The following is a 13,274-nucleotide window of genomic DNA, read 5'->3' on the forward strand; positions in this document are numbered from 1 at the left end:
GGGGGCGCGGGGGAGCGCGCAAAGTGGTGAAAATAAAAAACGATGGGTAGCTTAGTGTCAAGTTAAACATGACAAGATGTTGCTGGATTGAAATATTTATCGATTAAAGTGGGGTTTTGTTCGGTTTTTGCGCGTTTTTTTGCGGTTGTGATCAATTCTGGTGTTCGCAAAAATTAACGAATGTCGGTTTCCCTTGGAAGGTCTGTCAGGCGTTTCCCAAAAAACGGATTTCTCGAGTCTGGCCAGCGCCAGGGCTGGGCTGCAGTGGTACTCTTGGCGTCCTGTGTGGCCCTTGGCCGCCTACGAAGCCCATATGGACAGCAATCGGTTCTATTCATGAAGAAATCAGTTGGCATCCTTTCCGGCCTGGCTATCGCCATCGCCGTCGCAACCACCGCTGGTGCCTGGTACACCGGCAAGCAGCTGCCTGCGGAGCTGGACAACGCCCTGGTCCGCAGCAACGCGGAACTCAAGAAGGCCCTGGTGAGTACCGGTGGCAGCATGAGCATCGAACGGGTGTCGCTGGAGCAGCATTTCTTCAGCAGTACCGCCCAGTACCGGCTCAAGGCCCGCGATATCAACCTGGGCGAAGGCGAAGTGGTGAATTTCGACGTTGGCGTGACCGACCAGATCGAGCACGGCCCGTTCCCCTGGTCGCGGGTAAAGGCACTGAAGCTGATGCCGGTGCTGGCAGTCAGCAACAGCACGCTGCAGAAGGACGACGCCACCGCGCCGTGGTTCGCCGCAGCGGGCGAGCAGGCCCCGGTCAGCGCACAGACCAGCCTGGGTTACGACGGCAATGTGGTCAGCCAGGTGCAGCTGGCACCGGTCAAGCTCGACGAAGCGGATGGCAACAGCCTCGACTTCTCGGGCATGCAACTGCAAGTCAGTGGTGACCAGGAAGGCAAGGCCTCGAGCTTCCACGGCCAGGCCGATCGGTTCGTGATGAAACTGGTACGCGATGACCAGCCGCCTGCCACCTTCGAGCTCAATGGCCTGAAGGTCGGCGGCCAACTGGCGGCCACCGCGCACCAGGCCATCTACGTGGGCAACGTCGACCTGGCGCTGGCCGAAACCAAGGTCACCCTGGGGCCCAAACAGCAGGTGCTGGTGGTCAAGGGGCTGGAGCAGAACGCCCTGCAAACCCTTGACGGCCCGGATACCGTGGGTGGCCGCGTGGAGTACAAGGTCGGGGATATCACCTGGGATGGTCGTGCGGTGGGCAAGGCGCAGATGGCGGTGAGCATCACGTCGGTCAACGCGCCGGCGCTACAGGCGTTGTCGACGTGGTACCAGGCGCACCTGCCGGAATTCGAGGCCGCGGCTGCCGCTGGCCAGCCGGTGCCGGAAATCCAGATGGACGATGAGGAGAAGGCCAGGTTCCAGGGCGAGCTGCAGAAACTGCTGGCTGCCAAGCCCCGAGTGGCGGTGGAAAACCTGTCGTTCAGGACCGCCAATGGCGAAAGCCGCTTTGACCTGTCGATGGGCTTCTCCGCCCCGGCCAGCTTCGACCTGCCGCCTGACCAGTTGAGCAAGCAACTGATCACCGAGGTGAAGAGCAAGCTGTCGTTGTCCAAGCCGATGATCGGTGACCTGGCAACCTTGCAGGCACTGCTGGATGGCCAGACCGACGCCCAGGCCATTGCCATGCAATCGAGCCAGGCCGGGGAAATGGTCGGCATGATGGCGCTGCAGAGTGGCATGGCCACCGTGCAGGGCAATGATGTGGTGAGCAGCCTGCACTATGCCGACGGCATGGTCGACTTCAACGGCAAGAAGATGACCGTGGAAGAGTTCGCCATGCTCATGGCGGCGCAGCTGGCGGCCCTGTCGCCGCAGGGCTGATCGTTTCTCCTGTTCCTCCCACAGGTTACTCTTTGCCCCCGAGGGCAGCGCTGTACCTGTGGGAGCGGGCGTGCCCGCGAAGAGGCCAGCACAGGCAACACAAAAACCACTTTAGAAATCGCTGGATTGTCTGTAGCCTTCGGCCTCCGATAATAATCCGCGCCCGCAGAGCGCCGTGGCGGCCTTTGTGCCGTCCGGCACCCTTAGCCGATCTGTCAGGGCCGGGTGATACACTCGATTTGACGCGCGCACGCGCCTGCAGGTCCAGCGATCATGACCCAGATTTCCGAACGCCTGTTGGTTCAGGCCCACCTCGACGCCAAGCAGCCAAACCCGCTGACAGCCGAGCAGGAGGCCGAATACCGTGCGGCCATCGCTGCCGAGCTCAAGGCCCAGAACGCCGTGCTGGTCGCCCACTATTACTGCGACCCGGTCATCCAGGCGCTGGCCGAAGAAACCGGCGGCTGCGTGTCCGACTCGCTGGAAATGGCCCGCTTCGGCAAGAACCACCCGGCCGAAACCGTGATCGTTGCCGGTGTGCGCTTCATGGGCGAGACGGCGAAAATCCTCACCCCGGAAAAGCGCGTGCTGATGCCGACCCTGGAGGCCACCTGCTCGCTCGACCTGGGCTGCCCGGTAGAAGAGTTCTCGGCCTTCTGCGACCAGCACCCCGAGCGTACCGTGGTGGTCTACGCCAACACTTCCGCTGCCGTGAAGGCCCGCGCCGACTGGGTGGTGACCTCGAGCTGCGCCCTGGAAATCGTCGAAAGCCTGATGGACAACGGCGAAACCATCATCTGGGGCCCGGACCAGCACCTGGGGCGTTACATCCAGAAGCAAACCGGTGCCGACATGCTGCTGTGGGACGGTGCCTGCATCGTTCACGAAGAGTTCAAGTCGCGCCAGTTGGCCGACATGAAGGCGCTGTACCCGGATGCGGCGATTCTGGTGCACCCCGAGTCGCCGGAAGCGGTGATCGAGCTGGCCGATGCGGTGGGCTCCACCAGCCAGCTGATCAAGGCTGCCCAGACCCTGCCGAACAAGACCTTCATCGTCGCCACCGACCGCGGCATCTTCTACAAGATGCAGCAGCTGTGCCCGGACAAGGAGTTCGTCGAAGCCCCCACCGCCGGTAACGGCGCGGCATGCCGCAGCTGCGCGCACTGCCCGTGGATGGCGATGAACACCCTGGAGCGTGTGCTGGATTGCCTGCGTAATGGCACGAACGAGATCTTTGTCGACCCGGCGCTGGTGCCGAAGGCGATCAAGCCGCTGAACCGGATGCTGGACTTTACCCAGGCAGCGCGCCTGAAGTTGTCCGGGAACGCCTGACGCCAGACCGCGTCGCTTTCTTCGCGGGCACGCCCGCTCCCACAGGTATAGCGCAGCGCTCACGGGCGGTGCAGTACCTGTGGGAGCGGGCGTGCCCGCGAATGGCCCTCAACGCCCCATCATTTCCTGAACCATGCGCTGCTGCTCCATGATCTCGCGCTGGCGCTGGTCAATCTGTGCCGCCAGCGGGAAGTTCCCACCCGACCTGCGCTTGGCGTAATCCAGCTGCTGGATGGCCTGGTCGAAATCGCCCACCAAGGTGAAGTACTCGGCCCGCGCCCGGTGCAAGCCAATGGTATTGCCCGAAAGGCCCCGCACTTCGGCCATGTCGTACCACACGTCCGGGTCATCCGGTCGGCTCTTCACCAGTTCGTTCAGCACCTTTTCCGCCTCGGCGGGCTTGTTCAGCTTCACCAGCAGATCGGCACGCACTTGCTTCAGCGGGTAGTTGCCCGGGTACAACCCCTGCATGCGTTCGGCGCGCTGCTGCGCGTCGGCCAGGCGGTTGTTGGTGATGTCCAGGTCGATCTGCGCCAGGTTGTAGGTAATGTCGTTGGGTGCCTTGGCCAGCAGCGGCTTGAGCAGTTCACGCGCCTCGTTCAGCTGGCCGCCCTTGATCTGCGCCAGGGCCAGGCCGTAACGCGCGGCGTCCAGCTTGGGGTCTTCGTCCAGCTGGGCGCGGAAGCGTTTGGCCGCCAGCCCCGGGGTGCCTTCGTAGGTCAGCGCCACCCGGGCACGGATCAGCTGGTAGCGCATGCTGTCCTCGACGCCGCCCTTGGGGGCCTGCTCGGCGCGGTTGCGGGTGTCGGCGATACGCGACTCGGTTACCGGGTGGGTCAGCAGGAATTCCGGCGGCTTGGCGTCGTAGCGGTACTGCCGGGCCAGGCGCTCGAACATGGTTGGCATGTTGCGCGGGTCGTAGCCGGCCTTTTCCAGGTTCTGGATGCCGATGCGGTCGGCTTCCTGTTCGTTCTGCCGCGAGAAGCGCCGTTGTTCCTGGATCGCCGCCGCCTGGGTGCCGGCGATCACACCGATACCGGCATCACCACCGCCACCGGCCGCCAGCACGATACCGGCCAGCAGCGCTGCCATCATCGGCAGTTGCATGCGCTGCTGGGCCTCGACGCCGCGGGCGAAGTGGCGCTGCGACAAGTGCGCCAGTTCGTGGGCCAGTACCGAGGCGTACTCGCCTTCGGTCTGGGCGTTGAGGAACAGCCCGCCGTTGACCCCGACGATGCCGCCCGGGGCGGCAAAGGCGTTGAGCTCGCGGCTATCGATGAGGATGAATTCCAGGCGGCGGTCCTGCAGCTGGCTGGTTTCGGCCAGGCGGTACACGCTGGTTTCGACGTAGTCCTTCAGCTGCGGGTCGTTGAGCTGGTTGACCTGGCCGCGCAGCAGGCTCAGCCAGGCACGGCCGAGCTGGTGCTCCTGTTGCGGCGAGACGATCGCGGAACTGGCATCACCCAGTGATGGCAGGTCGTCAGCATGGCCGGGAAGGGCCAACAGGCAGGCCAGCGTCAGCAGGGTAGGGCGCAGTAGATTCATGCATGAAGCTCGCGTCGGTCAAAGATACCTACTGTAGCGGGCTCACACGTTGGCGACCAGTGGCGCTATCCTAGCCGGCCAAATCCAGATACAGCCTGGCAATGCCTTTGGAGAGCCCCGCAATGAGTGAAACCCTGACCTGTGACGCCGAACTGGACGCCAGCGGGCTGAATTGCCCTTTGCCGCTGCTGAAGGCCAAGATGGAGCTCAACCGCCTGGCCAGCGGCGCGGTGCTCAAGGTAATTGCCACCGACGCCGGCTCCCAGCGCGACTTCCGCACTTTCGCCCAGTTGGCCGGTCATACCCTGCTGCGGGAAACGGCCGAGGCCGGTACCTACACTTACTGGCTGCGCAAGGCCTGAGTCTTTCCAAGGATCGTCAATGTTCAAAGTGCTTCGCGACTGGATGCAGCGCTACTTCTCCGATGAGGAAGCGGTGGTGCTGGCGGTCCTGTTGTTCCTGGCTTTTACTGCGGTACTCACCCTCGGTGGCATGCTTGCGCCGGTGCTGGCGGGCATGGTGCTGGCGTTTCTGATGCAGGGGCTGGTCAATGCCCTGGAGCGCTTGCGGGTACCCACCCGGTTGGCGGTGATGCTGGTGTTTGCCCTGTTCATGGGCGCGCTGGCGGTGTTCATGCTGGTGCTGGTACCGCTGCTGTGGCACCAGTTGATCACCCTGTTCAACGAACTGCCGGGCATGCTCGGCAAGTGGCAGTCGCTGTTGTTGCTGTTGCCCGAGCGCTACCCGCACCTGGTGTCGGACGAGCAGGTGCTGCATGCCATCGAGTCGGTGCGCGGGGAAATCGGCAAGTTCGGCCAGTGGGCGCTGACCTTCTCGCTATCGAGCCTGCCGCTGCTGGTCAACGCCATGATCTATCTGGTGCTGGTGCCGATCCTGGTGTTTTTCTTTCTCAAGGACCGCGAACTGATCGGCCGTTGGGTAAGCGGCTACCTGCCACGCCAGCGCAGCCTGCTGAACCGGGTGGGCAGCGAGATGAACCGGCAGATCGCCAACTACATCCGCGGCAAGGGCATCGAGATCCTGATCTGCGGCATTGCCACCTACATCGCCTTCATCAGCCTGGGGCTCAACTACGCGGCGTTGCTGGCGCTGTTGGTGGGGCTGTCGGTGGTGGTGCCTTACGTGGGCGCGGTGGTGGTGACCGTGCCGGTGACGTTGATCGCATTGTTCCAGTGGGGCTGGGGTGACCAGTTCATCTACCTGATGACGGTGTACGCGATCATCCAGGCGCTGGACGGCAACGTGCTGGTGCCGCTGCTGTTCTCCGAGGCGGTGAGCCTGCACCCGGTGGCGATCATCTGTGCTGTGTTGCTGTTTGGCGGGTTGTGGGGGTTCTGGGGGATCTTCTTTGCCATCCCGCTGGCGACCTTGATCAAGGCCGTGCTGGATGCCTGGCCGCGGCAGGAGCCTAGTGTGTCACCGATGCTGTAATTTTGGGGCTGCTTTGCAGCCCATCGCGACACAAGGCCGCTCCTACAGGGATACGCGATTTCCTGTAGGAGCGGCCTTGTGTCGCGAAAGGGGCGCAAAGCGCCCCCAACGATCTCAAGCCTTGTTCAGGGCCTGGGCAGCAGCCAGTACTGCATCCACATGCCCGGGCACCTTCACCCCGCGCCATTCCTGGCGCAGCACACCGTCCTTGTCGATCAGGAAGGTGCTGCGGTCAACGCCCATGTATTCCTTGCCATACAGCTTCTTCAGCTTGATCACATCGAACAGCTGGCACAGGGCTTCGTCCTTGTCGCTGATCAGCTCGAACGGGAAGCCTTGCTTGGCCTTGAAGTTCTCGTGCGACTTGATGCCATCGCGCGACACGCCGAACACCACGGTGTTGGCTGCGGCAAAGGCATCGTGCTGGTCACGGAAACCCTGGCCTTCGGTGGTGCAGCCCGGGGTGCTGTCCTTCGGGTAGAAGTACACCACCACTTGCCGGCCCTTGAGCTCGGCCAGGCTGACGGTTTGCCCGCTGGTGGCCTGGGCCTGGAAGTCGGCAACGGGTTGGTCGAGTGCTACGGCCATGGTCGGTTTCCTTACATTGGGTTCTGTGGACGCCATGGCTCGATCAGCGCATCGAGGTTCAGGGCATCGGCAAAGTCCAGGAACTGGTCACGCAGCCAGCTGATCTGGGTGCCGGCCGGCAGAATCACGGTGAACTGGGCATTGAGCATGCTGCTGCCGGTCTGCGGTGCCAGGTAGGTATCGCAGGTCATGGCTTCCAGCTCGACGCGGTGGTCGAGGAAGAACTGGCACAGCTCGTTGATGATGTCCGGCCGGTAGGCGGCGCTGACGTAGGCCACGTAGGGCAGGGCTTGCGGGCGCACTTCCTGGTCGGCGCTGCGCACCACGTCCAGGGTCAGGCCGTGCTTCTTGCCCAGGCCCGGCAGCATGGCTTCGAGGCGCGCCAGGGCGTCCCAGCTGCCACCTACCTGCAGTACCAGGGCGCTGGTCTCGCCGTGGCGGCTCAGGCGCGAGGTGACCACCGCGCAGCGGTTTTCGAAGGCAGCGCGGCTGAGGACGTTGGCCAGCTCCATGGGGTTGGGGCCCAGGGCACTGATGACAAGGAATTGTTCGCGGACGGTGGGGGTGGACATGCAGCATTCCTAAAGCGATGAGCGGTCGGCACAGGACGGGCGAAAGCCTCCTGTCGGCAGGGCCCGGGGCTCGCATGCGAGGTCGTGGACGCTGGCGGGGAGCAAGGTCGACGGCCCGGCGGGCCGCGCTGCACCGATCAAAGCATCAAGGGTAGCGAAATAAGGCGCCGAGGGGAATGCTCCGCCCGCCTGCTTCGCTTGTGCAAGGCCGATGCCCCCAGTACCATTACCGCTCTCTTTTTCCGGCAGGAGCAGTTACATGATTGCGGGCAGTATGGTGGCATTGGTCACTCCCATGGATGCACAAGGGCGTCTCGACTGGGAAAGCCTCGACAAACTTGTAGACTTCCACCTGGAAAACGGCACCCATGCGATCGTCGCTGTCGGCACCACCGGTGAGTCCGCCACGCTGGATGTCGAAGAACACATCCTGGTCATCAAGCACGTGGTCGAGCGCGTCAAGCGCAGCACCCGCCGCATCCCGGTCATCGCCGGTACCGGTGCCAACTCCACTGCCGAAGCCGTGCACCTGACCCAGAACGCCAAGAGCGCCGGCGCCGACGCCTGCCTGCTGGTAGTGCCGTACTACAACAAGCCGACGCAAGAAGGCCTGTACCAGCACTTCAAGCACATCGCCGAAGCCGTCGACATCCCGCAGATCCTCTACAACGTACCCGGCCGCACCTCCTGCGACATGCAGGCCGATACCGTGATCCGCCTGTCGAAGGTCAAGAACATCATCGGTATCAAGGAAGCCACCGGCGACCTGGTACGCGCCAAGGCCATCCTCGATGGCGTCGACAAAGACTTCATCGTCATGTCCGGCGACGACCCGACCGCCGTCGAGCTGATCCTGATGGGCGGCAAGGGCAACATTTCCGTCACTGCCAACGTCGCCCCGCGCGAAATGGCCGACCTGTGCGAGGCCGCCCTTGAGGGCAATGCCGAGAAGGCCCGCGCAATCAACGAAAAACTCATGCCGCTGCACAAAGACCTGTTCTGCGAGTCCAACCCGATCCCGGTGAAATGGGCACTCGTCGAAATGGGCCTGATGCACAAAGGCATTCGCCTGCCGCTGACCTGGCTGAGCGAAGGCTGCCACGAAAAAGTCCGTACTGCCTTGCGCCAGTCCGGCGTACTGGTTTAAGAGGAAGTACACCGCATGAAGCGACTGGCTGGTCTTTCCGCCCTTGCCCTGATCATCTCCAGCACCAGTGGGTGTGGCTGGCTGTGGGGCGAGGATGGCTATTTCCGCGACCGCGGCAGCGATTACCTGCAGGCGCGCCCGACTGCGCCGATGCAGCTGCCGCCGGACGCCAGCAACGTCAAGCGCCTTGACCCGCTGCTGCCGATCCCGCGCAACGTCGCCGACGACAGCGCCACCGGCGAGTTCGAGGTGCCGCGCCCGCAACCGATGACCGGTGGCGCCGCCCAGGTTACCGACTACAGCCTGCAGCGCAGCGGCAGCAGCCGTTGGGTGCTGGCCCAGCATTCGCCGGCCGAAGTATGGCCGGTGGCTCGCCAGTTCTTCGAGGACAACGGCTTCCGCATCGCCGAAGAGCGCCCGCAGACCGGTGAATTCAATACCACCTGGCAGCGTTTCGACGAACTGTCGGCTTCGCTCGGCCAGCGCCTGGCCAGCACTGCCAGCAGCGCTGACAGCGAAGTGCGCGTGCGTGTACGCATGGAGCCTGGCGTGCAGCGCAACACCTCCGAGGTGTATGTGGTCAGCGTCGAGCGCCCGGCCGGCAGCACTGCCGAGCCCGATTTCCCGTCCACCTCCAGCAACACTGGTGCCGATGCCCTGCTGGTCGACGAAATGCTTGCCAGCATGAACCGCAGCGCCGAGAAGGGCGGTTCGGTATCGCTGCTGGCCGCGCGCGATTTCGACGCGCCAAGCCGCGTCAGCCTGAGCGAAGACGGCAGCGGCAACCCGGTGCTGTACCTGGGCGCCGACCTGGACCGCGCCTGGTCCAGCGTGGGCCGTGCCCTGGAGCAGGGTGGCGAGTGGCGTGTCGAGGACATCAACCGCAGCCTGGGCCTGTACTACATCAACCTGTCTGAAAAGCCTGAAGACAAGCAGAACCAGCCTGGCTTCTTCGGCCGCATGTTCGGCAGCGAGCCGACCAAGGAAGAGCGTGAAGCCCGTGCCGAGCGCTACCAGGTTCGCCTGAGCAAGGTAGGTGAGAGCGTGCAGGTCACGGTCGAGAAGAACATCAACACCGTGGCCCCGGCCGATGTCGCCCGCCGCGTGCTGAGCGCCATTCAGGACCACCTGGGCTAAGTGCGCTTCGCGGTACTCGGAAGCGGCAGCCAGGGAAACGGCACGCTGATCGCCAGTGGTGACACGTTCATCCTGGTCGATTGCGGGTTCTCCCTGCGCGAGACCGAGCGGCGCCTGGCGCTGCTCGGCGTGTCGGCTGCCCAGCTCAGTGCGATTCTGGTCACCCACGAACATGCCGACCACGTGCATGGAGTCGGCTTGCTGTCACGGCGCTACAATGTACCGGTCTACCTCAGCCAGGGGACCTTGCGCGGCATGCGCAAGCCGGTGGAGGTGGCCGGTTTTCTCGCTTGTGGTGAAAGCCTGCGTATCGGCAGCCTGGAAGTGACCGCGGCGCGGGTCGAGCACGACGCCTACGAGCCGCTGCAGTACGTGGTCAGCGACGGCCAGCGGCGCTTCGGCATGCTGACCGACCTGGGCTCGTACGACGCGCTGCTGCTGGAGCGTTATCAGGGCCTGGATGCACTGCTGATCGAGGCCAACCACTGCCGCGACCTGCTGGCACGCGGTCACTACCCGGCCTTCCTGAAGCAGCGGGTGGGTGGCATGCAAGGGCATTTGAACAATCACCAGGCCGCGCGCCTGGTGCACGAGTTGGGCTGGAGCAACCTGCAACACCTGGTGCTGGCCCACCTCAGCAGCAAGAACAACCTGCCACACTTGGCTCGCCAGTGCTTCGTCGACACCCTTGGGTGCGACCCGGACTGGCTCCAGGTGGCGAATCAGGAACACGGGCTCGACTGGCGCGAAATCGCCTAGCCCAACACCTCAAGCAAGCGGAGCCCAATCATGGAAAAACGCGACGAACTCTACCGCGGCAAGGCCAAATCGGTTTACAAGACCGACGACGCCGACCGCTTGATCCTGCTGTTCCGTAACGACACTTCGGCGTTCGACGGCAAGCGTATCGAACAGCTCGACCGCAAAGGCATGGTGAACAACAAGTTCAACGCCTTCATCATGCAGAAACTGGAAGAAGCCGGCGTGCCGACCCAGTTCGACAAGCTGCTGGGCGACAACGAGTGCCTGGTGAAGAAGCTGGACATGATCCCGGTCGAGTGCGTGGTGCGCAACTACGCCGCCGGCAGCCTGGTCAAGCGCCTGGGCGTGGAGGAGGGCATCAAGCTGGAGCCGTCCACCTTCGAGCTGTTCCTGAAGAACGACGAGAAGGGCGACCCCTTCATCAACGAATCTCACGTTGTCGCGTTCGGCTGGGGCACCGCCGAGCAGCTGGCCGAAATGAAAAAGCTGTCGCTGAAGGTCAACGAAGTGCTGAGCAAGCTGTTCGATGACGCCGGCCTGCTGCTGGTCGACTTCAAGCTGGAGTTCGGCGTATTCCACGGCCAGATCGTGTTGGGCGACGAGTTCAGCCCGGACGGCTGCCGCCTGTGGGACAAAGAGACCCGCAAGAAGATGGACAAGGACCGCTTCCGCCAGGGCCTGGGCGACGTGATCGAAGCCTACGAAGAAGTTGCCAAGCGCCTGGGCGTGCCGCTTTAAGCGGCACGTTCACGCAAGCGCCTGATACAACGCGATTTTTTTTAAAAAAAGGTTTGCGTTTTAAAAGAACGCTGGTATGATGCGCGGCATTGGAGAGATGCCGGAGTGGTCGAACGGGACGGATTCGAAATCCGTTGTACTGGCAACAGTACCTAGGGTTCAAATCCCTATCTCTCCGCCATACATGAAGTAGTCGAAGCCCCCGAAAACGTTGAAGTTTTCGGGGGCTTCGTCGTTTCTGGGCTTTTGATTAGGGCAGATTTAGGGCAGATTTATCGCTTGTCGGGCCGTTTCAGGACTATCTAGGCCGTTGGGGTTGACCTCGACTAGGGCGTATACCCGAAAAGCTGGGTTTGGGTAGTCAATTTAAGCTAAGAACGGCATAAGCGGAATTCGTAATAGACCGCTTAGTGATTATTGAGAGCGTCTGTTCTGTTGGGCACGTAATTGATGTAAGTTTATTGTTGCAATGAGAGGTTTATTAAAGATTTAGATAAATTGGGGCTAGAGGTCGTAGATGTTTAAGCATGTATTTATTGGTGTTGGTTTAGGGTTGTTTCTGGCTCTTCAGTTTTCACTATTCTTGATCTCTTTTTCGCCTGATATCGCGCTGCTGCTTGATACCAATTCGATCGCTTTTCTAAAAGATGTTGTTGGTCCAGTCTCGTCAGGCTTCGGTGGGGCAATTGCAGGTGCATATGCAGCATTTTGGTTTCAGGGGCATAATGAAAGAAATAAAGAAGCCCGGGAGGGGTATCGTGCCCTTTCTATGACTAAGCTGGACTATCTGAGAAGAATTCAGTATCTAGTAGCAATTAAGAAGAACTCAATCGAAAGATTTAAAGCTCACGAGTTTAGGTTTCTGGCTATCCAAACGCTTCCGGATACACCAAGAGTAGCGGGGGTAATCGGGTTGGAGATTATAGATTATTTACTAGCTGAAAAGGCAAAGACCGCAGTAGATATGGTTCTTAATGCTAATCATAATTATCAGGCCTTGTTCGAGAATATAAAGGGTCGGAATGGTACGTATTTAAGCTATAGGGATATTTTGAATTCTTCTCGTTTGGGGCACGATCTGGTAGTTGATTTTCCTGCGATTGTCTCCGTAATTGAGCCGGCTAGGCTGATTTCGGTATATAATACTACCGAGAATGTACTTACTAATTTTGATTTTGTGATTCAGTATCTTCATGATGCAATGATTGAGATTGGAAAAGTTTTAGATGGTCCTTTCAAGGCAAAGGGGTTTCCGGTAATCGATTTTGGCGTAGTGGAGGAGGGTGGCCTTGAACGACTACCTCCCCCTGTTCATGATCTGGAGTCTTTGAAGAAGTTAATCATTGAGGTCAAAGCTACCGAAGTACATTTATCGTCTTAGGCCTTAGTAAATGGGAAGCCCAACATTTCGGAAACTAGATTTGCCATGCTTTTAGTGTCTTTTGAGATCCAACGACCGTAGTGCTTGCGTACCATGGTGGTGTCGCTGTGGCCTAGTTGGCGGGCGACCCACTCAATTGGGACGTAGCTTGACAGTGCTTGGCTCGCAAACGTGTGTCGTGCCTGGTTGGCGCCTCGATGACGAACCCCGGCTTTCTCAAGGTGGGCGGTGAACCAGTTGCTGACGGTCTTGCCGTTCCACAGCAGGCCGCTGGTGGAGCTGCGGAACAGGAAGCGAACCCGCTCATGCTTCTTGGTGATGTTGTCTCGCTGCACAACGGTGATGTGCGTGGGTTCGGCTTCCTTGGCATCGGCCACGATCATGGTCAGCAGCTCCAGGGCCGGCGCGATCAGCTCCACCGTTCGAATGCGCGAGCGTTCTTTCGGCACCTTGAACTCCCCGGCGACCAGGGCGCGCCGGATCGTCAGAGTGCCGGCCACCAGGTCGACGTCCTCTATGGATGTCGCAATCAATTCGGACAGAGACAGCCCGGCCCAACAGTTGAAGACGATCATCCGGCTGTCTGCCATTCGCTCCGGATCGGCGGCGGCTATCCGCTCGATCTCGCTCCGGGTACCGGCCTGCAGGCGCTGCTCGATGGCAAAAGCCGTTTCAACGCCCAAGCCTCGGTTAGCTTGTTTGATGCGGCGGATGTCGCTTAAGGAGGTGCCATGGCCTACATGGAACTGATGGGATCGACGCTGTCGTCGCTGGT

At 61.2% G+C, this 13,274-nt stretch carries 13 protein-coding genes and 1 tRNA gene; 10 read left to right on the forward strand and 4 right to left on the reverse strand.

The genetic code is table 11. The features are described from left to right. Positions 1 to 336 precede the first annotated feature (336 nt). Together CAG44_RS16705 and nadA are read left to right on the forward strand one after the other, a co-directional pair. A complete protein-coding gene (locus CAG44_RS16705) occupies positions 337 to 1,845 on the forward strand; it encodes a YdgA family protein (protein ID WP_025340256.1) in 1,509 nt (502 codons plus the stop codon). A 273-nt stretch (positions 1,846 to 2,118) separates the two neighbouring features. Continuing rightward, positions 2,119 to 3,177, forward strand: coding sequence for a quinolinate synthase NadA (nadA, locus tag CAG44_RS16710; RefSeq protein ID WP_003254747.1), 1,059 nt, complete (start codon positions 2,119 to 2,121; stop codon positions 3,175 to 3,177). A gap of 108 nt (positions 3,178 to 3,285) precedes the next feature. Here the strand turns inward: nadA and CAG44_RS16715 are convergent, their stop codons facing one another. After that, a complete protein-coding gene (locus CAG44_RS16715; protein WP_025340255.1) occupies positions 3,286 to 4,722 on the reverse strand; it encodes a M48 family metalloprotease in 1,437 nt (478 codons plus the stop codon). A 122-nt stretch (positions 4,723 to 4,844) separates the two neighbouring features. Between CAG44_RS16715 and CAG44_RS16720 the strand changes: the two genes are divergently transcribed. Further along, entirely contained in the window at positions 4,845 to 5,084 is a 240-nt protein-coding gene (locus tag CAG44_RS16720; protein ID WP_004375233.1) for a sulfurtransferase TusA family protein, read from the forward strand. Between the two features lie 19 nt (positions 5,085 to 5,103). Further along, positions 5,104 to 6,174 (forward strand): AI-2E family transporter, encoded by a 1,071-nt coding sequence (locus tag CAG44_RS16725; RefSeq protein WP_015271461.1) that lies wholly within the window; start codon positions 5,104 to 5,106, stop codon positions 6,172 to 6,174. A 114-nt stretch (positions 6,175 to 6,288) separates the two neighbouring features. On the opposite strand, the gene CAG44_RS16730 is transcribed toward CAG44_RS16725, so the two are convergent. Next, positions 6,289 to 6,762 (reverse strand): peroxiredoxin, encoded by a 474-nt coding sequence (locus tag CAG44_RS16730; protein ID WP_013973794.1) that lies wholly within the window; start codon positions 6,760 to 6,762, stop codon positions 6,289 to 6,291. 11 nt (positions 6,763 to 6,773) lie between these two features. Continuing rightward, positions 6,774 to 7,334, reverse strand: coding sequence for a glycine cleavage system protein R (locus CAG44_RS16735; RefSeq protein WP_013973793.1), 561 nt, complete (start codon positions 7,332 to 7,334; stop codon positions 6,774 to 6,776). 259 nt (positions 7,335 to 7,593) lie between these two features. Here CAG44_RS16735 and dapA point away from each other — a divergent pair, with 259 nt between their 5' ends. The 6 genes from dapA to CAG44_RS16765 all read left to right on the forward strand — a co-directional run bounded on the left by dapA (position 7,594) and on the right by CAG44_RS16765 (position 12,499). Further along, on the forward strand, positions 7,594 to 8,481 hold the full coding sequence (gene dapA, locus CAG44_RS16740) for a 4-hydroxy-tetrahydrodipicolinate synthase (RefSeq protein ID WP_025340253.1): 888 nt from the start codon (positions 7,594 to 7,596) through the stop codon (positions 8,479 to 8,481). A 15-nt stretch (positions 8,482 to 8,496) separates the two neighbouring features. Beyond that, complete coding sequence (gene bamC, locus CAG44_RS16745; protein ID WP_004375223.1) at positions 8,497 to 9,618, forward strand: outer membrane protein assembly factor BamC; 1,122 nt, start codon at positions 8,497 to 8,499, stop codon at positions 9,616 to 9,618. Continuing rightward, positions 9,619 to 10,377 carry an MBL fold metallo-hydrolase gene (locus tag CAG44_RS16750; RefSeq protein ID WP_085692558.1) on the forward strand — a complete coding sequence of 253 codons (759 nt, stop codon included), beginning with the start codon at positions 9,619 to 9,621 and terminating at the stop codon, positions 10,375 to 10,377. It abuts the gene before it with no gap. 30 nt (positions 10,378 to 10,407) lie between these two features. Then, complete coding sequence (purC, locus tag CAG44_RS16755) at positions 10,408 to 11,118, forward strand: phosphoribosylaminoimidazolesuccinocarboxamide synthase (protein WP_004375217.1); 711 nt, start codon at positions 10,408 to 10,410, stop codon at positions 11,116 to 11,118. Positions 11,119 to 11,209: 91 nt separating this feature from the next. Continuing rightward, positions 11,210 to 11,299: transfer RNA gene (locus CAG44_RS16760), tRNA-Ser, on the forward strand. 336 nt (positions 11,300 to 11,635) lie between these two features. Beyond that, positions 11,636 to 12,499 (forward strand): hypothetical protein, encoded by an 864-nt coding sequence (locus tag CAG44_RS16765; RefSeq protein WP_143493928.1) that lies wholly within the window; start codon positions 11,636 to 11,638, stop codon positions 12,497 to 12,499. On the opposite strand, the gene CAG44_RS16770 is transcribed toward CAG44_RS16765, so the two are convergent. Beyond that, a complete protein-coding gene (locus CAG44_RS16770) occupies positions 12,496 to 13,182 on the reverse strand; it encodes a tyrosine-type recombinase/integrase (RefSeq protein ID WP_256573555.1) in 687 nt (228 codons plus the stop codon). The genes CAG44_RS16765 and CAG44_RS16770 overlap by 4 nt on opposite strands. Positions 13,183 to 13,274: the final 92 nt, after the last annotated feature.

Origin of the sequence: Pseudomonas sp. B13(2017) (assembly GCF_002113245.1) — a bacterium.
Classification (GTDB): Bacteria; Pseudomonadota; Gammaproteobacteria; order Pseudomonadales; family Pseudomonadaceae; genus Aquipseudomonas; species Aquipseudomonas putida_Z.

What these genes read in the sequence shown, in the direction of transcription:
- CAG44_RS16705 (WP_025340256.1), top strand. Translation starts at nt 337, where the DNA reads ATGAAGAAATCAGTTGGCATCCTTTCCGGCCTGGCTATCGCCATCGCC.
- CAG44_RS16730 (WP_013973794.1), bottom strand. Translation starts at nt 6,762, where the DNA reads ATGGCCGTAGCACTCGACCAACCCGTTGCCGACTTCCAGGCCCAGGCC.
- CAG44_RS16735 (WP_013973793.1), bottom strand. Translation starts at nt 7,334, where the DNA reads ATGTCCACCCCCACCGTCCGCGAACAATTCCTTGTCATCAGTGCCCTG.
- dapA (WP_025340253.1), top strand. Translation starts at nt 7,594, where the DNA reads ATGATTGCGGGCAGTATGGTGGCATTGGTCACTCCCATGGATGCACAA.
- purC (WP_004375217.1), top strand. Translation starts at nt 10,408, where the DNA reads ATGGAAAAACGCGACGAACTCTACCGCGGCAAGGCCAAATCGGTTTAC.
- CAG44_RS16715 (WP_025340255.1), bottom strand. Translation starts at nt 4,722, where the DNA reads ATGAATCTACTGCGCCCTACCCTGCTGACGCTGGCCTGCCTGTTGGCC.
- CAG44_RS16720 (WP_004375233.1), top strand. Translation starts at nt 4,845, where the DNA reads ATGAGTGAAACCCTGACCTGTGACGCCGAACTGGACGCCAGCGGGCTG.
- CAG44_RS16725 (WP_015271461.1), top strand. Translation starts at nt 5,104, where the DNA reads ATGTTCAAAGTGCTTCGCGACTGGATGCAGCGCTACTTCTCCGATGAG.
- CAG44_RS16765 (WP_143493928.1), top strand. Translation starts at nt 11,636, where the DNA reads ATGTTTAAGCATGTATTTATTGGTGTTGGTTTAGGGTTGTTTCTGGCT.
- bamC (WP_004375223.1), top strand. Translation starts at nt 8,497, where the DNA reads ATGAAGCGACTGGCTGGTCTTTCCGCCCTTGCCCTGATCATCTCCAGC.
- nadA (WP_003254747.1), top strand. Translation starts at nt 2,119, where the DNA reads ATGACCCAGATTTCCGAACGCCTGTTGGTTCAGGCCCACCTCGACGCC.